Genomic DNA, 20,437 nt, shown 5'->3' on the forward strand with positions numbered 1-20,437 from the left:
CTTATAGCGGATGCTCGGCGCACTCTCCCTCGCCTTTGTCGACTCCATCAACCTGCTGCTCATCGGGGTGATCGTCGCGGTGGGCATCGTGGCGCCGGTAGCAAGCCGATCGAGCGGGAGCCAGTACGCGAGGATCACCTCGCTGCTCATCGCGGGGGATTGGCTGGGGGTGTTGAGCCTCGCGCTGGTGATGCTCGTGGTCTTCGACGGGCTTGGCCCCGTGGTCCAGCGGTTCGTCGAGGGCCCGGTGTTCGGCATCGTGCTTATCGCCACCGGCGTGGTCACGGGACTGCTCGCTCTGCGCGGCGGGGACAACTCCGCGCTTGTGGAGCGTGTGATGGGCCCCGTGCGCACGCCCGGCCCGATGACCGTGGTCACCGGATTCGTGCTGGGCGTCGTCCAGTCGGCCACCTCCGTGCCCTTCTACGGCGGCCTCGCGCTGCTGTCGGCGTCGGGGATCGACCCCGCGGTGCGCTACAGCGCGCTGGCGCTCTACGCCACCGTGGCTCTGAGCCTGCCCACCGCCTGCGCACTGTTGATCGGGTGGTTGCGCCGGCACCCGGACAGCGCGGCGGGGCGCGCGTTTTCCTGGGCCCGCGTCCACCCGGACGTTGTCACGCTGGCGGCGACGTGGGCGGTCGCGGTGCTGCTGGTCGTGCTGGGCGCCGTTCACCTCTTCTAAGTTCGCGCGCGCCCATGGTGCACAATGGTGCCCATGGATTTGCTCACCGCGCGGGTCGACGTCGACGCCATCACGCACAACACCGGCGTGCTCAAGCGCCTCGCGGGCGAGGCGCGGCTGATGTGCGTGGTCAAGGCCGACGCCTACAACCACGGGGTGCGCCGCGTCGTGCCGGCGATGGAGCGCGGCGGTGCGGACGCGTTCGGCGTCGCCACGCTCGGCGAGGCCGCGCTCGTGCGCGAGCTGACCTCGAAGCCGGTTCTCGCCTGGCTGTGGGTGCCGGGCCAGGACATCCCCGCCGGCGTCGAGCTCGGCGTGCCCACCCTCGAGCACCTCCGCTGGCTTATCGACGCCCACGTCACCGCACCCCTACACATCAAGGTGGACACCGGCATGCACCGGTCCGGGCTCGTGGAATCCGACTGGGAGGAGGCCTTCGCGCTGGCCGCGCGGGCGGGCCTGAATGTGGTGGGCGTGATGAGCCACCTCGCCGTGGCGGACGAGGTTGGTAACCCGTACACGGACCTGCAGGCGGCCGCGTTCGAGCGCGCGGTGCGCCTCGCTCGCGCCCACGGCCTGCGCGCGGACGTCAACCATCTGGCCAACACGCCCGCACTCTTGACCCGGCCGGAGCTGAAGTTCGACCAGGTGCGCGCGGGCCTGGGCCTCTACGGCCTCGAACCGATCGCGGGGTCCGACAACGACCTGCGCCCCGCGCTGACCTGGGTGGCCCGCGTGGTGGCGGTCAAGCCGTTGTCCGCCGGCGAGGCCGTGAGCTACGGGCTGACCTGGAGCGCGCCCGCAAACGGCTGGTTCGCGGTCGTGGCGGCGGGCTACGCCGACGGCGTCTCGCGCGCCTGGCAGGGCACGTTCGAGGTCACCATCGGCGGCGTGCGGTACCCGCAGGTGGGCCGGGTGTGCATGGACCAGTTCATCGTCTGGCTCGGCGAGTCGGAGCCCGACGCCGCCTCTGGGGTGGCGGTGGGGGACGAGGCCGTCATTTTCGGTGCCGGGGGAGTCAGCGCGACGGAGCTGGCGGACAAGGTGGGCACCATCAACTACGAGATCATCTGCGCGCCGCGGGGCCGCACGGTGCGCAGCTACGTCGGAGGAGGAGACGCATGACACCGGACTTTCCCGCCCGGGGAACCCGCCAGTGCGACTCGGCGGCGGAGACGGCGCAGCTCGGGAGGGAGCTGGGTGCGGCGCTAGAGGCCGGCGACGTCGTCATCCTCGACGGCCCGCTGGGCGCGGGCAAGACCACGTTCACCCAAGGCATCGCGGCCGGCATGGGAGTGTCGGGGCGGGTGACCAGCCCGACGTTCGTCATCGCGCGCGAGCACAGGTCCCCCGCCGGCGGGCCGGCCCTGGTTCACGTCGACGCCTACCGGCTGATCGGTGAGGGATCCTCCGGCGACCCCCTCGGGGAGCTCGACGCGCTCGACCTGGACACGGAGCTGGCCAGCGCCGTCGTTGTGGCGGAGTGGGGCGGCGGGCTGGTCGAGCAGATTGCCAGCCGCTTCCTGCTCGTGACCATCGACCGCGAGACGCTGGTGCGCGCGGACCCCGACTCCGAGGGGCGGATCATCTCCTGGGAGATCAAATCGCCCGTCGAGGCCGGGATGTAGGCTTTAAGCCATGCTGAAGCTGAACAATGCGCACCGCCGCTGGATCGCCCTCGCCCTCGCTCTGTGGATCATCGTCCTCATCGCCATCATCTTCCTGCCCATGAGCCGGGGTGGAGCCCAGGCGAGCCACACCAACTCGCTGAGCCAGAGCCTGCAGTACACCGAGGCCGCCAACGGCGACGCCGTGGTCGCTGAGCTGATCACCCCCGCCAACGTCTACGACGATTCCTACGTCGGGTACACCACGATGTGCCCCACGGACCCGGTGGAGCTCACGCAGGCCAAGATGCAGGCGTTCGGCCTCGACGGCTCCCAGGTGGATCTGAGCGGCAAGTACGGGTACATGGTTCTGCTTCCGGCCGCGCAGCCCGGCGAGGTGACCCTCGACCGCGTCAACCTGAGCACCGTCAACATCTGCACTGTCCCGCAGTCCGAGTCGTTCCCCATCGACACCCCGATCCCGTTCTACATCGACGAGGGCACCTGGGTCATGGGGATCAACTCCTAAGGTCGCCCGCGTGATTGTTCTGGCTCTCGACACCGCCACGTCCGACCTGGTCGCCGGTCTGGTGGACACGGACGGGCCGCGCGTGCTCGCGGAGTCGGTCACGGCAACCCGGGCGCACAACGAAAAACTCGTGCCCGAGGTGACCAAGCTTCTCGACGCCGCGGGGGTCACCTTCGCCGACCTCGGCGCGATCGTCGTCGGGTGCGGCCCGGGCCCGTTCACGGGGTTGCGCGTCGGCATGGCCACCGCCTCGGCGTTCGGCCAGGCACTGGGCATCCCGGTGCACGGGGTGGTCACCCACGACGCGATCGCGTGGCAGATGGGTGCGCGCTCCGCACTCGCCGTCACCGACGCTCGGCGCCGCGAGGTGTACTGGGCCGCCTACTCCGACGGTGAGCGCGTCGCCGGGCCGTCGGTCACCGCGCCTGCCGACGTCGACGTCTCCGGGGCGGACGCGATCAGCGTGCCCCCCTCGCTGTCGGATCAGCTTCCCGCAAGCGAAGCGGAGATCACCTACGCCGCGCCCACCCCGTTGGGGCTCGTGGCCTCGGCCGACCTGGGTGCCCCGCCCGTCCCGTTGATGCCGCTCTACCTGCGCCGGCCGGACGCGAAGGAGCCGGCTCCCGCGCCGCGTTCCGCCGCCATCCCCGCGGATTTCTCGGTCGAGACGGGAGGCACGCCATGAGGTTACGCGAGCTCACGCTTGCCGACGCCACCCGCGTCGCCGAGATCGAACGCGACCTCTTCGCCGGCGACAACCCGTGGTCGCGCGACGTGTTCGTCGCCGAGTTCGCACAGCCCTACACGTTCTATGTCGGCGCGTTCGAGGATGGTGAGGATGACGGCGAGGAGCTGATGGGCTACGCCGGCCTGGCGATGCTGGGGCCCCGCGACGACCCGGAGTTCGAGGTGCACACCATCGGGGTGGCGCGCGAGCACCAAGGCAGGGGCATCGGGCGGCTGCTCATGCACCAGCTGGTGCACACCGCCGACCTGATGAACGGGCCGATGTTCCTCGAGGTGCGCACGGACAACGCGCCGGCGATCGGGTTGTACGAGAGCTACGGCTTCACCGTGCTGGCCACGCGCAAGGCCTACTACCAGCCTTCGGGTGCGGACGCGTATTCGATGATGCGGCACCCCAGAGACGAAAGGGATCCGGGCACATGAGCATGACCGTCCTCGGAATCGAGTCCTCCTGCGACGAAACCGCCGTGGGCGTTGTCACATTGCACGACGACGGGTCGATGGAGATCCTGGCCAACCAGGTGGCGTCATCCATGCAGGAGCACGCCCGCTTCGGCGGCGTCGTGCCAGAGATCGCCTCGCGCGCGCACCTGGAGGCCATGCCGCAGGTGATGGACGCGGCGCTGCGCGAGGCCGGCATCGACCGGCCGGACGCGGTCGCGGCCACGGTCGGTCCGGGCCTTGCCGGGGCGCTGCTGGTCGGGGCGTCGGCGGCGAAGGCGTACGCGGCGGCGTGGGGCGTTGACTTCTACGGCGTCAACCACCTCGGCGGGCACGTCGCGGTGGCCAACCTGGATGGCGCCGAGGACCTGCCGCACTCGGTGGCGCTGCTGGTTTCCGGCGGGCACACCCAGTTGCTCGAAGTCGACGCGGTGGGAAAGCCCATGAAGGAGCTGGGCAGCACGCTTGACGACGCCGCCGGCGAGGCCTACGACAAGGTCTCGCGTCTGCTCGGGCTGGGATACCCGGGTGGTCCGGTCGTCGATAAGCTCGCTGCCCGGGGCGAGGCCGTGATCGACTTCCCGCGCGGGCTGAACAAGGCGGAGGATTACCGCGGCGAGCACCGCTACGACTTTTCCTTCTCGGGGCTCAAGACGGCCGTGGCGCGGTACGTCGAGGCGGCCGAGCGCGAGGGCAGGGTGATCTCGGTGGAGGACGTGTGCGCGTCGTTCCAGGAGGCCGTGTGCGACATCCTGACCAAAAAAGCGGTCATGGCCTGCGAGGACACCGGCGCCCGCGTGCTGCTGCTGGGCGGGGGAGTGGCCGCCAACCGCCGGCTGCGCGAGCTGGCGGGGCAGCGGTGCGCCGCCGCCGGCATCGAGCTGCGCGTGCCCCGGCTGAGCCTGTGCACCGACAACGGGGTGATGATCGCGGCGCTGGCCGCGCAGCTGATCCACGAGGGGGCGCGCCCGTCCGGACTCGGCGTGGGCACGGACACCACACTGGATGTGGCGGTGCCCGTCGTGGCCGCTGAGACGTGTTGAGAGTTAGCACTCGCGGGGGTAGAGTGCCAGTAGGTTGCATTGAGCACAGTTGTTCACCCGCGACGACGGCTGCCGCTTGGATGAAAACCGACTTACGTAACTCCCATCACGAAAGGTCATTGATCGATCATGGCAAACGTCAACATCAAGCCGCTCGAGGACAAGGTCCTGGTTCAGATCGCTGAGGCGGAGACCACCACCGCCTCCGGCCTGGTCATCCCCGACTCCGCTGCGGAAAAGCCGCAGGAAGCCGTCGTCATCGCCGTGGGCCCGGGCCGTCTCGACGACTCCGGCAACCGCGTACCGGTGGATGTCCAGGAGGGCGACACCGTTGTCTTCTCCAAGTACGGCGGAACCGAGCTGAAGTACAACGGCGAGGAGTACCTGCTCCTGTCCGCCCGCGACCTGCTCGCAGTCGTCGAAAAGTAAAGAAACGGGGGCTTAGCCACCAATGGCAAAACTCATCGCATTTGACCAGGAAGCCCGCGAGGGCATCCAGCGCGGCGTGGACATCCTCGCCGACGCCGTCAAGGTCACGCTCGGCCCGCGCGGCCGCAACGTGGTGCTGTCCAAGGCCTTCGGCGGCCCAGCAGTGACCAACGACGGCGTGACCATCGCGCGCGACATCGACCTAGAAGACCCCTTCGAAAACCTCGGCGCGCAGCTGGTGAAGTCGGTCGCTGTCAAGACCAACGACATCGCCGGCGACGGCACCACCACCGCGACCCTGCTCGCCCAGGCGCTCGTGTCCGAAGGTCTGCGCAACGTCGCGGCCGGCGCGAACCCGGTGGAGCTGAACAAGGGGATCAAGGCGGCCGCCGAGAAGGCCGTCGAGGAGCTGAAGAAGCGCGCCACCGCCGTCTCGTCCAGCGCCGAGATCGCCAACGTGGCCACCGTGTCCTCGCGCGACCCGGAGGTCGGCGAGATGGTCGCCGGCGCGATGGACAAGGTGGGCAAGGACGGCGTGGTCACCGTTGAGGAGTCCCAATCCATGGACTCCTACGTGGATCTCACCGAAGGCATCTCCTTTGACAAGGGCTTCCTCTCGCCCTACTTCATGACGGACCCGGACGCCGGCCAGGCGGTCCTGGACGGGGCACGCGTGCTGCTCGTGCGGAACAAGATCTCCTCGCTGCCGGACTTCCTCCCGCTGCTGGAGCAGATCGCCACCGAGTCCGTGCCGCTGCTCATCATCGCAGAGGACGTCGAGGGCGAGCCGCTGCAGACCCTGGTTGTCAACACCATCCGCAAGACGCTCAAGGTTGTCGCCGTGAAGTCACCGTACTTCGGCGAGCGCCGCGCCGCGTTCATGGATGACCTCGCTGTGGTCACCAACGCTACTGTGATCGACCCGGAGGTCGGCGTGACCTTGAAGGACGCCACCCTGGACCACCTCGGCTCCGCCCGCCGCGTGACGGTGACCAAGGACGACACCGTCATCGTCGACGGCGCCGGTACCGCCGAGGCCGTCGAGGAGCGCCGTGCCCAGATCCGCCGCGACATCGAGGCGACGGACTCCACCTGGGACAAGGAAAAGATGGAGGAGCGCCTGGCCAAGCTGTCCGGCGGTGTCGCCGTCGTCCGCGTCGGCGCCGCCACCGAGACCGAGGTCAACGAGCGCAAGCTGCGCGTCGAGGACGCCATCAACGCCGCCCGCGCGGCGGTGGAGGAAGGCATCATCGCCGGCGGCGGTTCGGCGCTGGTGCAGATCTCCCACGAGCTGGAGGCGTACGCCGAGCAGTTCGAGGGAGAGCAGCGCACCGGCGTTCTCGCCGTGTCCCGGGCGCTGACCAAGCCCGCCTACTGGATCGCGAGCAACGCCGGCCTCGACGGTGCCGTCGTCGTGTCCAAGGTCGCCGAGCTGTCCAACGGGGAGGGCTTCAACGCCGCCACCCTGGAGTACGGCAACCTCATCGAACAAGGCATCATCGACCCGGTCAAGGTGACCCACTCCGCAGTGGTCAACGCCGCGTCCGTCGCGCGTATGATCCTGACCACCGAGGCGTCCGTGGTGACCAAGCCGGCAGAGCCGGATGATTCGGCTGCGGACCACGGCCACCACCACTAAGTAAGTGGCGTAGTCCCACTCATGAGTTAAGGCCCCGCTTGGCGGGGCCTTTAATCATTGGGCGGAGAAGCTACTTCGCGGAGACGGCGGCGACCTTCATGCCGCCGCGGGAGGAGCCGCCGCGCAGGATGGCCTGGCGCTCGGACTCGCTCATCCCGCCCCAGATGCCGTAGGGCTCCGCGACACGCAAGGCGTGGTCGCGGCACTGGGAGAGCACCGGGCAGTTGTAGCAGATCGCCTTCGCGCGGTTCTCGCGCTGGGTGCGGGCGCGCCCGCGCTCACCGTCCGGATGGTAGAAAACCTCGGAGGCCTCGCCACGGCATGCGCCGTGGAGCTGCCAATCCCAGAAATCCGCGTTCGGTCCAGGAAGTTGCTGAGGTTGAGACATAAAAGTTTGGGCTCCTTCTGCGTGGCGCCGCGGAAAATGCGGCGGGATCCATCTAAACCAGCGGTGTGTGCACCACGGAGCAGTTAAGTACGACATGGTTAACGTTTGGTTTCTGCGCGGTAACGTCCACCTAGAAACGAGGAGATAGCCGCGAAAATATTGGCAACACGCTGGGAGTTTGGTTAAGGTTAAACCTCGGTGAATTCTTGCGCGCCTGGGTAAAACCCGGCGAAAGGAGCACCACTGCGGGCGCGGGGTTGGGCCCCAGCGTAGGATGAACCGCAACTTTGAGAACCTGGGCCCGAATCGCTGAAAGGGGAGCTGTGGCTTCGTCGGACGTGGACAGTCGGCTCGCGGAACTCGTTCCGCTCGCGGCCGGCGGTGACCGTCGCGCTCTCCAGGAGGTGGTGAGGATCATCCACCCGATGGTCCTGCGCTACGCCCGGGCGCGCCTCGGCGGGGGCCGGGCCCCGACGGCGGAGGATGTGGCGCAGGAGATTTGCCTGGCCGTAGCGACGTCGGTAAGCAAGTTCGTCGACCGCGGCACGCCGTTTATGGCTTTCGTCTACGGCATCGCGTTTAACAAGGTCGCCGACGCGCACCGCAGCATGGCCAGGGACAGGCTCACGCCGACGGAGAACGTGCCGGATGGGGCGTCGGCAGAGGGGACGCCCGAGGACTTCGCCTTAGTCAACGACGGGAGTAACAGAGTGTACAAGTTACTCGATGTATTAAATGACAAGGCTAGAGACATCATCATCCTGCGGGTGTTCGTCGGGCTGTCCGCCGAGGAAACGGCGGCTGCTGTCGGTGGAACCGCAGGCGCTGTGCGTGTTGCGCAACACCGCGCCCTGGCCACTTTGAGGAAAGCCATTGAAGAAGGTGAGAGCAATGAGGCGTCGCTCTGACGAGCCGAAGCGCGATGTGACGGCACACCTGCAGCCGCTTGTCGACGACGACGTGTTCCTTACGGCGCTGTCCGAGGGAACCGACCCGTCCGACGGCGCCGACCCGCTCGCCGCGTTGCTGCTCGAGATGCGTTCCGAGGTGGAAAGGCAGATGCCACCCGCGCCCGTCATCGACGGCGGTGAGGCGGAAGGCGGTGTGGTCGACCTGGGTGAGGACCAGAAGCGCCACAGGGCGCCCGGCCCGCTGGTGTCCGGATTCATCGGCGCGGCCGCGGCGACGGCCGTCCTCGCCGGCACCGGCGCCGCCCTGTACAACGCGACGCCCGATTCGCCGTTGTGGGGCCCGTCCACGGCGTTGTTCGGTGAGCGGGCGTCCGTCGTGGAGCTCGCGAGCACGCTCGATGAGCTCGAGGTTGCCAGCGAGAAGGGCGATGTCGCCGGCACCCGGGATCTGCTCAACCAGGCTCGTTCACTTATCGACGCTCTCGGCGCCCCGCGCGCGCAGACCGACGAGCGGATGCCCGCCGAACCGGCGCCCACACCGGTGACGGTGACGGTGACGCAGACGGAACAGCGCCCGGCCGCGGAGGAGACCCCCGAGCCGTCGAACGCGGCGCCCGAGCCCGCCGAACCGGCCCCGGCGGTGACCCAGACACAGACGCTGGTACAGACCCAGACTGTGACGGTGACGGTAACCCAGCCGCCCGCGCAGCCCGCGGCGTCCGACACCCCGGAACCCGAGGCGCCCTCACCCGTCGCCGGTGCGCGGCCCGCCACGCCCCAGGCGGTGGCGGAGCCGGGTACCGCTAACGCCGGACGCTAGCGCGCGTCGAGCCCGTCGAGGTAGCCCAGGGCGTAGTCCCACGGCACATAGGCCTCGACATTGGGCTGCGCGCTCGGTTCGTGGACCGGGGGCAGCTCGCCGTTGAGGCTGGCGATCATGTTCTGCTCCATGATCTCCCAGTCGTAGTAGTGCATTTCCTCGCAGTCCTCGCACTGGAAATAGATGCCCTGCAGGCCTCGCGGCCCCAGCACGTCCTTGAACTCGCGGACCTGGGCGAGGTCGCGGATTACGGCGACGCGCTCCGAATCACTCAGTGGCTCGACGGCTTCGTCGTCCTCGATAAAGGACGCCGGATCGTTCGGGTCGTCCTTGAACGGGTCGAGCGGCATCATATCGTCGTAGTTCACAGTGGCCAACTCTAATTCCCTAGCCCGAGCCGGGGCAATTCACCGGCTTGTGACCTGCGCATATGTGGCAATTGGCGGCTCGATATATCATAACGTAAACGAACGGGATTCTACCTCAAGTGGAAAGGGAGTTGCGGATTATGGCCACAGAGTCAGTACTCACAGGCGGGGACGACCCGAACAAGGTGGCCCTGCGCGGCCTGACCTTTGACGATGTCCTGCTGTTGCCCGCCGAGTCGCACATCGTCCCCGCCGAGGTGAGCACCGCGAGCCAGTTCACCCGCAACATCCGCCTCGGGATCCCGATCACGTCCGCGGCCATGGACACCGTCACGGAGTCCCGCATGGCCATCGCCATGGCCCGCCAGGGCGGCATCGGCGTCCTGCACCGCAACCTCAGCGCGCAGGACCAGGCCGAGCAGGTCGACATTGTGAAGCGCTCGGAGTCCGGCATGATCACCGATCCCGTCACCGCCTCCCCCGAAATGACCATCCGCGACGTGGACGCACTGTGCGCCCGCTTCCGTATCTCGGGCCTGCCCGTGGTCGACGACGCGGGCACGCTCGTCGGCATCATCACCAACCGCGACATGCGCTTCGAGGCAGACTTTGATCGCCGTGTCTCCGAGGTCATGACGGCGATGCCGCTCGTGGTGGCCAGCGACGGCGTGTCCAAGGAGGAGGCGCTCGCCCTGCTGTCGGCCAACAAGGTGGAGAAGCTGCCGATCGTGGACGACGACGGCAAGCTCACCGGGCTCATCACGGTCAAGGACTTCGTCAAGTCCGAGCAGTACCCCAACGCGTCGAAGGACAGCCAGGGCCGACTGCTCGTCGCCGCCGGCATCGGCACCGGAGACGACTCCTACGACCGCGCTGGGCTGCTCGTCGAGGCCGGAGTGGACGCGCTCGTGGTCGATTCCGCGCACGCCCACAACAACCGCGTGCTCGAGATGGTCGCGCGGGTGAAGAAGGACTTCGGCGACCGCGTCGACGTCATCGGCGGCAACCTCGCCACGCGCAGAGCCGCGAGTGCGATGATCGACGCCGGCGCAGACGCCATCAAGGTCGGCATCGGCCCGGGCTCCATCTGCACCACCCGCGTCGTCGCCGGCGTGGGTGCCCCGCAGATCACCGCGATCCTCGAGGCGTCCGTCCCGGCGCACAAGGCGGGGGTCCCCGTTATCGCCGACGGCGGCATCCAGCACTCCGGCGACGTCGCCAAGGCCCTCGCGGCCGGCGCGTCTACGGTGATGCTCGGCTCGATGCTCGCGGGCACGAAGGAGGCCCCGGGCGACATCGTCGTCGTCGGCGGCAAGCAGTACAAGCGCTACCGCGGCATGGGCTCCATGGGCGCGATGCAGGGCCGCGGCCTCTCGGGGGAGAAGCGGTCCTTCTCCAAGGACCGCTACTTCCAGGCGGATGTGGCCAGCGAGGACAAGCTGGTGCCGGAGGGCATCGAAGGGCGCGTGCCGTACCGCGGCGAGCTCGACGCGATCACCCACCAGATCGTCGGCGGCCTGCGCGCGGCGATGGGCTACACCGGGTCGTCGTCCATCGAGGAGCTGCAGACCAAGCAGTTCGTCCAGATCACCGCCGCGGGCCTGCGCGAGTCCCACCCGCACGACATCACCCAAACCGTCGAGGCCCCCAACTACCGCGGCTAAGCCCGCCACCCCAGGAGAAAGCGAACGCACATGCGCGACTACGTGGAGATCGGAATCGGCCGCGAGGCCCGCAAGGCCTACCAGCTGAACGACATCTCGTTGGTGCCGTCGCGCCGGACGCGGTCGTCGGCTGATGTGGACACCAGCTGGAACATCGACGCCTACACCTTCGACGTCCCGCTCGTCTCCCACCCGACAGACGCCCTCGCCAGCCCCGAGTTCGTCATCGAGATGGGCAAGCAGGGCGGCCTGGGCGTGCTCAACGCCGAGGGGATCCTGGCGCGCCACGCGTCGCTTGACGACGCGATCGCCCGTGTCGTCGGCGCGGGCGTGCCCGACGACATCTTCGAAATGAACACCAGTGTCGCGGAGTTCATCCGCGCTACCCGCGACACCACCGCGGCGCTGCAGGAGCTGCACGCCGCGCCGCTGGACCACGACCTGCTCGCGGAGCGCATCGCCCAGGTGCGCGATTCCGGTGTCACCGTCGCGGTGCGCGTCTCCCCGCAGAATGCGCGCGAGCTCGCGCCCGTCGTGATCAAGGCCGGCGCCGAGATCCTGTTTATTCAGGGCGCCGTCATCTCGGCGGAGCACGTCCAGCGCGGCGGCGAGCCGCTCGACCTCAAGGAGTTCATCGGCTCCCTCGAGGTCCCCGTCATCACCGGCGGGGTCTACGACTACACCACGGCGATGCACCTGATGCGCTCCGGTGCGGCGGGCGTCATCGTCGGCTCCGGTGTCATCTCCGGCAACGCGTCGGTGGGGGTGGGCGTGCCCATGGCGACCGCAATCGCGGACGTCGCGGCCGCCCGGCGCGAATACCTGGACGAGACCGGCGGGCGCTACGTGCACATCCTTGCCGACGGCGAGATCAACAACAGCGGCAACGTCGCGGCGGCCATCGCGTGCGGCGCGGACGCCGTCATCCTGGGGCGCCTGCTCGCGCGGGCGACGGAGGCCGCGGGGCACGGCTCCTACTGGGAGTCGGTGTCGGCGCACCCGCGCTACCCGCGCGGTTCGGTCGAGCCCGTAAGCCTCGGCGAGGAGCGCATCCCGCTCGGCCAAGTACTCGGCGGACCCGCATCCGAGCCCTACGGGGAGACCAACATCGTGGGCGGGCTGCGCCGGATCATGGCCAAGTGCGGGTACACGGACACCAAGTCATTCCAGAAGGTGGGGCTTACGCTGGCCCGCTAGCGCTCCCCGGGTATTTCCTAGTCGCGGGGTGGGTTAGTATTTGGAGCGTGACTACACCCCAACAACGCCCAGTACTTGTTGTCGATTTCGGCGCGCAGTACGCGCAGCTCATCGCCCGCCGCGTCCGCGAGGCGCGCGTGTACTCGGAGGTCGTCCCCTCCACCATCACCGCCGCGGAGGTGCGCGCGAAGCAGCCCGCCGCGCTCGTGCTCTCCGGCGGACCGTCGTCCGTGTACGAGGAGGGCGCGCCGCAGCTCGACCCGGACATCTTCGAGCTCGATGTGCCGATCTTCGGCATCTGCTACGGCTTCCAGGTGATGACGCAGGCGCTCGGCGGAAAGGTGGAAAAGACCGGCGCCCGCGAGTACGGCCGCACGACGATGCTCACCAGCGAGGGCGCGCTGCACGGCGGGCTGCCCACCGAGCACCCGGTGTGGATGAGCCACGGCGACTCCGTCACGCAGGCCCCCGAGGGTTTCGAAGTCACCGCGTCGACCCCCGGCGCGCCGGTCGCCGCGTTTGAGAACCCGGCCAGGCGTTTCGCAGGCGTGCAGTACCACCCGGAGGTCATGCACTCCCCGCACGGCCAGCAGGTGCTTACGCGCTTCCTCACCGACATCGCGGGCCTGGAGCAGAACTGGACCGCCTCCAACATCGCCGAGCAGCTCATCGACCAGATCCGCGAGCAGATCGGCGAGGATGGCCGCGCCATCTGCGGCCTGTCCGGCGGCGTGGACTCCGCCGTCGCCGCCGCGCTGGTGCAGCGTGCGATCGGCGACCGGCTGACCTGCGTCTTCGTGGACCACGGCCTGCTGCGCCAGGGCGAGCGCGAGCAGGTGGAGCAGGACTTCGTCGCGGCCACGGGCGCGAACCTGGTCACCGTCGACGAGCGCGAGGCGTTTTTGGACAAGCTCGCCGGAGTGACGGAGCCGGAGGCGAAGCGCAAGGCAATCGGCGCCGAGTTCATCCGCTCCTTCGAGCGCGCTGTGAGTACGGTGCTCTCCGACCACACCGTCGACTACCTGGTTCAGGGCACGTTGTACCCGGACGTCGTCGAGTCCGGCGGGGGCACCGGCACGGCCAACATCAAGAGCCACCACAACGTCGGCGGCCTGCCGGATGACGTCGAGTTCGAGCTCGTCGAGCCGCTGAGCCTGCTGTTCAAGGACGAGGTGCGCGCCGTCGGCCGCGAGCTCGGGTTGCCCGAGGTCATCGTCAACCGCCAGCCGTTCCCGGGCCCCGGCCTGGGCATCCGCATCATCGGCGAGGTGACGGAGCAGCGCCTCGAGACGCTGCGCCAGGCCGACGCGATCGCGCGCGAGGAGCTCACCCGGGCGGGCCTGGACAACCAAATCTGGCAGTGCCCGGTCGTGCTGCTTGCCGACGTCCGCTCCGTCGGCGTCCAGGGCGACGGACGCACCTACGGACATCCCATCGTGCTGCGCCCCGTCGCCTCCGAGGACGCGATGACCGCCGACTGGGTCCGCATTCCCTACGACGTGCTGGAGACCATCTCGACCCGCATCACCAACGAGGTCTCCGACGTCAACCGCGTCGTGCTCGACATCACGTCGAAGCCCCCGGCGACCATCGAGTGGGAGTAGAAAGACAACGGCGGAAGACCTCAGCGCGAAATCGGCCCCGAAAAATGGCCTTTTTCGCGCTGAGGTCTTCCCTGTAAGTGCGGCGGTTATGGAGCAGCGACTTCAATCTCCCCGATGCCCAGGTCGATATCGAGGGAGAGGGTGGCGCGGCCGGAGGCGTCGTTAAGCGTGGGCGGGCAGTTGTTCGAGCCGAGGCCCTCGTCGCACGTGAACTCCACGCGGGTGTCCTTCGGCGGGATGATGGTGACGGTGCCGATGTCGTGCTGGATCCTCGTCTGGCGGTCGCCGTCCAAGGGCGCGAGGTGGGAGAGGTCGATCGTGGTGTCGCCGATGCCGGACTCGTAGATGTCGCGCAGGTCGTCGGTGACCGTGACGTGCTCGGACCCCACGTCGACCCGGGCCCCCGCGTGCAGGCCCCCGACGGTGGCCGCCATCGCGGCCAGCGCGATCAGCCCGGCGACGCCTAGTGCGATGAGCCAGCCCCACACCCCGCCGCGCTTCTTCTCCTGCGGCGGCGGGACGGTCTCTTCCTCCAGGTCAGGCAGGTGCCAGAGCTCGGGGGCGGCGCCTAGCGGGTCCCAGCTCGGAGGGGTCGTTTGCCCCACGTCCGGGTGCGGGTAGCCCGCGGGCGCGCTGAGGTGGCTGGTGTCCACCCGGATCCCCGTGTCCGCGGCGGAGGCGCTCAGTTCCGCCGGCGGGATGGGGTGGGAGCGGTGGAGCAGGTACAGCGCGGCCGCGGCGAGGGCGAGGGTGATGAAGGACGCCGCGACGAACCCGCCGGCGCCCGCCGACAGCGAGGGGAAGAACACGACCAGGCCGACGAGCAGCCACCAGCCGGTGTTGCGGTCTCGGCGTTCCTGGGGGTCGAGCTGGGCCTTGGGGGTGTTGATCGCGCGCCAGGGGGAGGTGGACATGCCGTAGCGGGGCATGTTCATCCACATGAGCAGGTACGCGAAGATTCCGCCACCGAAGGCGAGGGTGAGGCCGACGAAGGCGAGGCGGACGATGACGGGGTCGATTTGGTAGCGGGCGCCGATGCCCTCGCACACGCCGGCGACCATGGCGCTGCCGCCCTGGCTTTTGGGGATGCGCGTGGGGCGGGTGTGCCACATGTCTTTGATGGTGGTCTCGATGCTCTGGTTGGTGTCCATGCTTAAATCATCTCGGCTTCGGGCGGAAATGACTATCGGGATCAGCCCTGATTTCGTGGTTCAGGGTCTTCCCTGATTTCAACGCCCGCTGTCCGTGCGACAATCGGGGACATGCCGACTACCACCTCATACACAGCCGCAGCGGGGCAGCTCTACCCGCGCTTCGAGCGCCACCGCCGCGGGCGCGTTGTCGCCGGCGCCGCGTCTGGGCTGGCGGCGCACCTGGGGTTGGATGTGACGTGGGTGCGCGTGTTTTTCACCCTGGCCTGCTTCGCCAGCGGGTTCGGCCTGATCCTGTACGCCATGATGTGGGTGTTTACTCCGCTGGAGAAGCTGGAGAAGCTGGAGAAGCTGGAGAAGCTGGAAAACGGGGCGCGTCAGGGGGGCGTCGGAAAGCAAGGCGAGTGGCCGCAGGCGGCGTACGTCATTCTCGCGGGCGTCGGGATCGCCGGCGCGGTGGTGTCGATCGCGCTGGTTAGCGGGGTCGGCGGCGCGTTCTCTTTCGTCGTGGGCGTTGTCGCGGTCGGTGCGGTCGTGGTGTGGCAGGCCTACGACAGGGGGCTGTCGTCGGCAAGCAACGTCGTCGCGCTGGGGCTGGGCATCACGCTGGTGATGGGCGGGGTCCTCGCGATCGCGCTGCTGGGCGAGACCGCGGGCACGGCGGGCGTGGTGGTGGCCGTCGTGGCCACAATGTTCGGCATCTCGCTGCTGGTGATCCCCCTGATCGTGCGGCTCGCGTCTTCGCTGATGCAGGAGCGCCAGGCCACGGCGGTGGCCAACCACCGCGCCGAGATCGCCTCCCGGCTGCACGACTCCGTGCTGCAGACACTCGCGCTGATTCAGAAGCGCGCGGATGATGCCGAGGAGGTCGCGCGCCTCGCGCGGGGCCAGGAACGCGAGTTGCGGGCCTGGCTTTTCGACGCCGACGTCAAGGCCGAGGAGCGCTCCACCTCCACCGTCTTCGCCGCGCTGAACAAGGCGGCCGGCGAGGTCGAGGACCTGTTTTCCGTGGTCATCCGCCCGGTGTCGGTGGGCGAAGACGTCGCGTTCACCGGCGCCACCGAGCCGGTCGTGCTGGCGGCGCGCGAGGCGATGCTCAACTCCGCCAAGCACGCCGGGGTGGGAAGCATCGATGTGTACGCGGAGAACGTCGCCGGGGAGATCGGCGTGTTCGTGCGCGACCGCGGCTCCGGCTTCGACGCGGACGCCGTGCCGGCGGACCGCCACGGCGTGCGCGACTCCATCATCGGGCGAATGGAGCGCGCGGGGGGCCGTGCGGTGATTCGCTCGACGCCGGGCGAGGGCACTGAAGTCGAGCTGGGCTTACCGCTCTAGAGAGTGGGGTAGTCGATGTAGCCGGTGTCGCCGCCGGTGTAGAAGGTGGCGGGGTTCGGAGTGTTTTCCTCGGCCCCTGTCCTCCACCGGGTGACCAGGTCGGGGTTGGCCAGCATCGGGCGCGCCACGGCGGGGCCGTCGACCCAGCCCTTCTCCACCATCTCCACGGCGTCTTCCCGGGTGGTGGTTCGGGATTCCAGGATGGTGGCGTTGCCGAAGATGGTTCCCTTGTACGTGTTGCGCACGAGCTGGGCGATCTCGCCGGACAGGTCGGGCTGCTCGAGGGAGATGTAGGCCAGGCCCAGCTCTTGGATTGCCTGGACGAGCTCGCCGTACGTCTCCAAGGCGTGGGCGGTGTCGGATTCGCCGACACCCTGGATGCTCACACCCGGGCTGATGCGGATGGCGAGGCGGTCGGCGCCGATCTCGTCGGCGACTGCGCGCATCACCGAGATGGGGAAAGCGGCGCGCTTGCGCGGGGTGCCGCCCCATTCGTCGTCGCGCACGTTGGAGTTCTTGCCCAGGAAGGTGTGCAGCAGGTAGCCGTTGGCGCCGTGCAGCTCCACGCCGTCGAACCCGGCGTTCATCGCGCGGCGAGCGGCGAGGACGAACTCCTCCCGGATTGTGTCGAGGTGCTCAGCGGTCGCGGCCTGGGGCGTCTCGAAATCGATGTGGTTGCCCTGGGCGTCGTAGGTGTAGCCGTCGTGGGCCACGGCGCTCGGCGCCTCAACCGGCTTCCCGGTGATGGCGGAGTGGGTGTTCCACCCGGCGTGCATGTGCTGGTTGACGATGAGGCCGCCGTTGTCGTGGACGGCGTCGGTGACCTCGCGCCAGGCGGGGACGTGGTCGTCGCTAAAGATGCCGGGCTGGAGGAACTGGGCGCGGCCCGCCTGAGAGGGCGAGGTGCCGTCGGTGACGAGCAGCCCGACGCTGGCGCGCTCGGAGAAGTAGGTGACCATCCGCGGGGTGGGGGTGCCGTCCGGGTTGGCGCGCAGCCTGCCCATCGGCGCCTGCATCACCCTGTTTTTCAGCTTCAACGCCCCTGCCTCGATGGGCTGCCAGAGGATGTCGGTGTTCGTCGTGTTGTCAGTCATAACGTGCTTCTTTTACGTCCTTCTTTTCGAAAAGTTCGGGGAGGTATTCGAACCGCGCCCATGGTACGCCTGACTACAACGCGCATGGGCGGGGTCTTATTTCGGCGGTACGGGGCGCGGCGGGTCGGCCGGTGGCTTATTGTCTGGTGTATGGTTCGCGTCTTCCTCGTCGACGATCACTCCGTTTTCCGTGCCGGCGTGCGCGCCGAGCTCGCCGCCGCCGCAGGCATCGAGGTCGCCGGGGAGGCGGGCTCGGTGGCGGAGGCCATCGCGGGTATTGGGCAGGTGCGGCCCGACGTCGTGCTTCTCGACGTCCACATGCCCGACGGCGGCGGCCTCGCCGTAATCAGGGGAGTCCCGTCGGAGACGCCGGCCACCTTCCTCGCGCTGTCCGTCTCGGACGCGGCGGAGGACGTCATCGCCTTGATCCGCGCCGGGGCGCGCGGGTACGTGACCAAGAACATCGCAGGTGAGGAGCTCGCCGAGGCGATCGTGCGCGTCCACGGCGGCGACGCGTACTTCTCCCCGCGCCTGGCCGGGTTCGTCCTCGACGCTTTCGCCTCGGGCGGGGTGGTGGAGGACCCCGAGGGCGAGCCGGTCAAGGTGGAGGACCCGCTTGTCGACGCCCTCACGAGGCGCGAGCTGGAAGTCCTGCGGCTTCTGGCGCGCGGCTACACCTACAAGGAAATCGGCGGGCAGTTGTTCATTTCGGTGAAGACGGTGGAGACGCACGCGTCGAATATCTTGCGCAAGACACAGACGTCGAACAGGCATCAGCTCACGCGCTGGGCGGCGGACCGAAACCTGGATTAGGAGAGGACTGGGAGAGCAGGGAGGCTGCCACCGCGTCTGTTTCCTGCAGGAACGGGGCGTCGGTGCCCGGCATCGGCGAGATGGTCGTGTCGGCCCACTGGCCGCCCGTGGGAATGCCCGCGATGTGCAGCCGCGGGTCCAAGGTGCCGTCGGCGCGCACGGCGCGCCGGGTGGCGGCGTCGGTCTCAGGAGCGGCGGTGGGGACGCCGTGGGGGGCGAAGGGGCGGATGCGCCGGGCGTCGAGAAGCGAGCGGGTGAGCGGATCGGCGGGGCGGCGGACGTCCGGGCCGGGCAGAAAGGCGTCGGCGAGAACGGGTGCCGTGACGCGGCGTGTGGCGCTCGTGGCGGTAAATCCCGGGTCGGCGGCGGAGAGGACGGGCTGGCCGCCGAGGAAGCGGATAATCCCTGCGTCGTAGAGCGCCAGCAGCTCGCGAGTGCGGAACAGGGGAGGCCCGGAACCCACCATCTGACCGAAGGCCAAGAACTCGCGGAGCGCGCGCAGCCGGTCCTCCTCGGCGCCGCGGCCGTTCTCCACGGCGATGGTCGTGGGCTTGCGCGCCGTGGAGATCTCCCACAGCGCAGCCTTGACGGGCGAATCCCACGCCGCGACGGCCTCGGCGATGTCGCGTTCCATGCGGGAGGCGATGTATTCGCCCAGCTCGCCGATGCCGAGGCCGTCGGTGCCGCGCAGGGGGTCGATCCACTCGTTTAAGTCGAAGTCCGCGTCCGCCGAGCCGCGCAGGGCGTCGTTGAGCGCCGCGGGCACGAGCGAGATGTCCACCGCGGAGGCCACGGGCTCGACGTCGGCGGCGTCGATGAGCCCGACGATCTCGTCGAGGCCGCGCCGAAGGGCGTTCGGGCGGACCCGCGCGAGGGTGCGGTAGTAGGCGGCGTAGGCGTCGCGCACGAGCGCCGGCCAGATGCGGGTGCCGAACGCGATGGGGGAATGCTCTGAAGCCAGTTCTGAGAGTACTGCCCGGTGCCGCTCGAGGGTTCCGGCGGGCGGAAGCGAGTGGTACTCAGACTTGGGCAGGTACGGGTACCCGCGCCCGGAAGTGACCACGATGCGCGGCTCGCGCCCCGACGGGACGTAGCTCAGCCCCGAGCGGGCCGAGGCGTCGGGCACGAAGCGGCCGCCCCGGTCGATGGTGATCAACGCCATGAGGTCGAAAAATCCCATGCCGAGGCCACGGACGAGGACGGCCTCCCCGGGGGCGAGAGCGGCGGTGTCCTGCTCGACCGGGTTGTCAGGGGCGACCCACACCCCGCCTGAGGAGGGGGGCGCGGACCGGGCGGGCAGCACCCACCCGGTGGACAGCACGGTCGCGTCGGCGGTGACGGTCGAGCCGTCGTCCAGCTCGATGCGGTCGCGCCCGCCGTCCTCGGTGATGCCCACGGCCCGCGCGCGGTGGGTGCGCACCGTGACGTAGTCCGGCAGTTGGGCGAGCGCCACGTCGAAGACCCAGCGGAGGTATTCGCCGTAGAGGGCGCGGGAGGGGTTGGATTCAGTGCGCGTCGCCGCGATCTCCGCCGCGAACCGCTCGGTGCGCGCGGGGTCGGCCGGGTGGGCGTCGTAAAGCGAGCGGGCGGGGGAGGCTACGGCGTCGCGCTCGCCGCGGATGAGTTGGATCCACTCGAACATGGTGGGGCCCTCGAGCACGCGGCCGCCGACCGTGGAGCCGGGCTCGGTAAAGAGCGTCACCGCCCCGGCCAGGGTGTTCATGCACAGCGTCCGGGTCTGGTCGGTCTCCCAGACCCGGCCCGCGCCGATCTCGGCGTCGTCGATGAGGTGCAGAGTGAGTGCCTTCGGGGGGCGGCCGTCCAGGTACGACGCGATGCGTTCGACGGTGGAAATCCCGCGCGGGCCCATGCCCACGAGTGCGATGTCTGCCTGCATGCGGTTCAATGTACCTCCGCCCTCATCTTCGGACCCCAAACAGACCGAGTAGTTTATTTTTATTAGACCAAATCGTCT

General features: G+C 68.9%; 21 protein-coding genes. 16 read left to right on the plus strand and 5 right to left on the minus strand.

Annotated elements, in window-relative coordinates; genetic code table 11:
- Positions 1–10: 10 nt before the first annotated feature.
- The 9 genes from BLS40_RS09690 (at position 11) to groL (ending at position 7,117) form a co-directional block, all read left to right on the plus strand.
- Positions 11–682, plus strand: coding sequence for a hypothetical protein (locus BLS40_RS09690; protein ID WP_092151655.1), 672 nt, complete (start codon positions 11–13; stop codon positions 680–682).
- Between the two features lie 33 nt (positions 683–715).
- Complete coding sequence (gene alr, locus BLS40_RS09695; protein WP_092152262.1) at positions 716–1,807, plus strand: alanine racemase; 1,092 nt, start codon at positions 716–718, stop codon at positions 1,805–1,807.
- Positions 1,804–2,310 (plus strand): tRNA (adenosine(37)-N6)-threonylcarbamoyltransferase complex ATPase subunit type 1 TsaE, encoded by a 507-nt coding sequence (tsaE, locus tag BLS40_RS09700; protein WP_092151657.1) that lies wholly within the window; start codon positions 1,804–1,806, stop codon positions 2,308–2,310. Before alr ends, tsaE begins: the two co-directional genes overlap by 4 nt.
- A 10-nt stretch (positions 2,311–2,320) precedes the next feature.
- On the plus strand, positions 2,321–2,818 hold the full coding sequence (locus tag BLS40_RS09705; RefSeq protein WP_092151659.1) for a hypothetical protein: 498 nt from the start codon (positions 2,321–2,323) through the stop codon (positions 2,816–2,818).
- Between the two features lie 10 nt (positions 2,819–2,828).
- Complete coding sequence (tsaB, locus tag BLS40_RS09710) at positions 2,829–3,503, plus strand: tRNA (adenosine(37)-N6)-threonylcarbamoyltransferase complex dimerization subunit type 1 TsaB (RefSeq protein ID WP_092151661.1); 675 nt, start codon at positions 2,829–2,831, stop codon at positions 3,501–3,503.
- Positions 3,500–3,988, plus strand: coding sequence for a ribosomal protein S18-alanine N-acetyltransferase (gene rimI / locus BLS40_RS09715; RefSeq protein ID WP_092151663.1), 489 nt, complete (start codon positions 3,500–3,502; stop codon positions 3,986–3,988). The genes tsaB and rimI overlap by 4 nt, the downstream gene beginning before the upstream one ends.
- 2 nt (positions 3,989–3,990) lie before the next feature.
- The gene (gene tsaD, locus BLS40_RS09720) at positions 3,991–5,049 is read left to right on the plus strand and encodes a tRNA (adenosine(37)-N6)-threonylcarbamoyltransferase complex transferase subunit TsaD (RefSeq protein WP_092151664.1); all 1,059 of its coding nucleotides are present in this window, start codon (positions 3,991–3,993) and stop codon (positions 5,047–5,049) included.
- Positions 5,050–5,178: 129 nt separating this feature from the next.
- Entirely contained in the window at positions 5,179–5,478 is a 300-nt protein-coding gene (gene groES / locus BLS40_RS09725) for a co-chaperone GroES (protein WP_092151666.1), read from the plus strand.
- A 22-nt stretch (positions 5,479–5,500) separates the two neighbouring features.
- Positions 5,501–7,117: a chaperonin GroEL gene (gene groL / locus BLS40_RS09730; RefSeq protein WP_092151668.1), complete on the plus strand. Its 1,617-nt coding sequence runs from the start codon at positions 5,501–5,503 to the stop codon at positions 7,115–7,117.
- A gap of 70 nt (positions 7,118–7,187) precedes the next feature.
- Here groL and BLS40_RS09735 read toward each other — a convergent pair whose 3' ends face one another.
- Positions 7,188–7,505 (minus strand): WhiB family transcriptional regulator, encoded by a 318-nt coding sequence (locus BLS40_RS09735; protein ID WP_092151670.1) that lies wholly within the window; start codon positions 7,503–7,505, stop codon positions 7,188–7,190.
- Positions 7,506–7,828: 323 nt separating this feature from the next.
- Here BLS40_RS09735 and shbA point away from each other — a divergent pair, with 323 nt between their 5' ends.
- Complete coding sequence (gene shbA / locus BLS40_RS09740; RefSeq protein ID WP_092151672.1) at positions 7,829–8,413, plus strand: RNA polymerase sigma factor ShbA; 585 nt, start codon at positions 7,829–7,831, stop codon at positions 8,411–8,413.
- Positions 8,397–9,236 (plus strand): hypothetical protein, encoded by an 840-nt coding sequence (locus BLS40_RS09745; protein ID WP_092151674.1) that lies wholly within the window; start codon positions 8,397–8,399, stop codon positions 9,234–9,236. The genes shbA and BLS40_RS09745 overlap by 17 nt, the downstream gene beginning before the upstream one ends.
- Here BLS40_RS09745 and BLS40_RS09750 read toward each other — a convergent pair.
- Positions 9,233–9,613 carry a DUF5319 domain-containing protein gene (locus tag BLS40_RS09750; protein ID WP_172808024.1) on the minus strand — a complete coding sequence of 127 codons (381 nt, stop codon included), beginning with the start codon at positions 9,611–9,613 and terminating at the stop codon, positions 9,233–9,235. The genes BLS40_RS09745 and BLS40_RS09750 overlap by 4 nt on opposite strands.
- Before the next feature lie 131 nt (positions 9,614–9,744).
- Between BLS40_RS09750 and guaB the strand changes: the two genes are divergently transcribed.
- From guaB to guaA, 3 genes are read left to right on the plus strand one after another with little or no spacing between them, the layout of a single operon-like run.
- Entirely contained in the window at positions 9,745–11,268 is a 1,524-nt protein-coding gene (gene guaB, locus BLS40_RS09755; RefSeq protein ID WP_092151676.1) for an IMP dehydrogenase, read from the plus strand.
- 30 nt (positions 11,269–11,298) lie between these two features.
- Positions 11,299–12,465, plus strand: coding sequence for a GuaB3 family IMP dehydrogenase-related protein (locus tag BLS40_RS09760; protein WP_092151678.1), 1,167 nt, complete (start codon positions 11,299–11,301; stop codon positions 12,463–12,465).
- Positions 12,466–12,512: 47 nt separating this feature from the next.
- A complete protein-coding gene (guaA, locus tag BLS40_RS09765) occupies positions 12,513–14,069 on the plus strand; it encodes a glutamine-hydrolyzing GMP synthase (protein ID WP_172808025.1) in 1,557 nt (518 codons plus the stop codon).
- An 86-nt stretch (positions 14,070–14,155) separates the two neighbouring features.
- On the opposite strand, the gene BLS40_RS09770 is transcribed toward guaA, so the two are convergent.
- Positions 14,156–15,220, minus strand: coding sequence for a PspC domain-containing protein (locus BLS40_RS09770; RefSeq protein WP_092151680.1), 1,065 nt, complete (start codon positions 15,218–15,220; stop codon positions 14,156–14,158).
- A 111-nt stretch (positions 15,221–15,331) separates the two neighbouring features.
- Here BLS40_RS09770 and BLS40_RS09775 point away from each other — a divergent pair, with 111 nt between their 5' ends.
- On the plus strand, positions 15,332–16,555 hold the full coding sequence (locus tag BLS40_RS09775) for an ATP-binding protein (RefSeq protein ID WP_092151682.1): 1,224 nt from the start codon (positions 15,332–15,334) through the stop codon (positions 16,553–16,555).
- Here BLS40_RS09775 and BLS40_RS09780 read toward each other — a convergent pair.
- Entirely contained in the window at positions 16,552–17,649 is a 1,098-nt protein-coding gene (locus BLS40_RS09780; protein WP_092151684.1) for an oxidoreductase, read from the minus strand. The two genes, BLS40_RS09775 and BLS40_RS09780, sit on opposite strands and share 4 nt — an antisense overlap.
- Before the next feature lie 150 nt (positions 17,650–17,799).
- On the opposite strand from BLS40_RS09780, the gene BLS40_RS09785 reads away from it, so the two are divergent.
- The gene (locus tag BLS40_RS09785) at positions 17,800–18,462 is read left to right on the plus strand and encodes a response regulator transcription factor (protein WP_092151686.1); all 663 of its coding nucleotides are present in this window, start codon (positions 17,800–17,802) and stop codon (positions 18,460–18,462) included.
- Here BLS40_RS09785 and BLS40_RS09790 read toward each other — a convergent pair.
- Positions 18,428–20,359 carry an FAD/NAD(P)-binding protein gene (locus BLS40_RS09790; protein ID WP_092152265.1) on the minus strand — a complete coding sequence of 644 codons (1,932 nt, stop codon included), beginning with the start codon at positions 20,357–20,359 and terminating at the stop codon, positions 18,428–18,430. The two genes, BLS40_RS09785 and BLS40_RS09790, sit on opposite strands and share 35 nt — an antisense overlap.
- Positions 20,360–20,437 lie beyond the last annotated feature (78 nt).

The sequence above is a fragment of the Corynebacterium mycetoides genome, from assembly GCF_900103625.1.
Classification (GTDB): domain Bacteria; phylum Actinomycetota; class Actinomycetes; order Mycobacteriales; family Mycobacteriaceae; genus Corynebacterium; species Corynebacterium mycetoides.

Bases quoted from the DNA above. Each gene is read 5' to 3' on its own strand.
- tsaE (WP_092151657.1), top strand. From the start codon at position 1,804: ATGACACCGGACTTTCCCGCCCGGGGAACCCGCCAGTGCGACTCGGCG.
- BLS40_RS09705 (WP_092151659.1), top strand. From the start codon at position 2,321: ATGCTGAAGCTGAACAATGCGCACCGCCGCTGGATCGCCCTCGCCCTC.
- BLS40_RS09790 (WP_092152265.1), bottom strand. From the start codon at position 20,359: ATGCAGGCAGACATCGCACTCGTGGGCATGGGCCCGCGCGGGATTTCC.
- BLS40_RS09760 (WP_092151678.1), top strand. From the start codon at position 11,299: ATGCGCGACTACGTGGAGATCGGAATCGGCCGCGAGGCCCGCAAGGCC.
- guaB (WP_092151676.1), top strand. From the start codon at position 9,745: ATGGCCACAGAGTCAGTACTCACAGGCGGGGACGACCCGAACAAGGTG.
- BLS40_RS09775 (WP_092151682.1), top strand. From the start codon at position 15,332: ATGCCGACTACCACCTCATACACAGCCGCAGCGGGGCAGCTCTACCCG.
- groL (WP_092151668.1), top strand. From the start codon at position 5,501: ATGGCAAAACTCATCGCATTTGACCAGGAAGCCCGCGAGGGCATCCAG.
- BLS40_RS09785 (WP_092151686.1), top strand. From the start codon at position 17,800: ATGGTTCGCGTCTTCCTCGTCGACGATCACTCCGTTTTCCGTGCCGGC.
- tsaD (WP_092151664.1), top strand. From the start codon at position 3,991: ATGACCGTCCTCGGAATCGAGTCCTCCTGCGACGAAACCGCCGTGGGC.
- groES (WP_092151666.1), top strand. From the start codon at position 5,179: ATGGCAAACGTCAACATCAAGCCGCTCGAGGACAAGGTCCTGGTTCAG.
- BLS40_RS09780 (WP_092151684.1), bottom strand. From the start codon at position 17,649: ATGACTGACAACACGACGAACACCGACATCCTCTGGCAGCCCATCGAG.
- alr (WP_092152262.1), top strand. From the start codon at position 716: ATGGATTTGCTCACCGCGCGGGTCGACGTCGACGCCATCACGCACAAC.
- BLS40_RS09735 (WP_092151670.1), bottom strand. From the start codon at position 7,505: ATGTCTCAACCTCAGCAACTTCCTGGACCGAACGCGGATTTCTGGGAT.
- BLS40_RS09770 (WP_092151680.1), bottom strand. From the start codon at position 15,220: ATGGACACCAACCAGAGCATCGAGACCACCATCAAAGACATGTGGCAC.
- BLS40_RS09690 (WP_092151655.1), top strand. From the start codon at position 11: ATGCTCGGCGCACTCTCCCTCGCCTTTGTCGACTCCATCAACCTGCTG.
- BLS40_RS09745 (WP_092151674.1), top strand. From the start codon at position 8,397: ATGAGGCGTCGCTCTGACGAGCCGAAGCGCGATGTGACGGCACACCTG.
- rimI (WP_092151663.1), top strand. From the start codon at position 3,500: ATGAGGTTACGCGAGCTCACGCTTGCCGACGCCACCCGCGTCGCCGAG.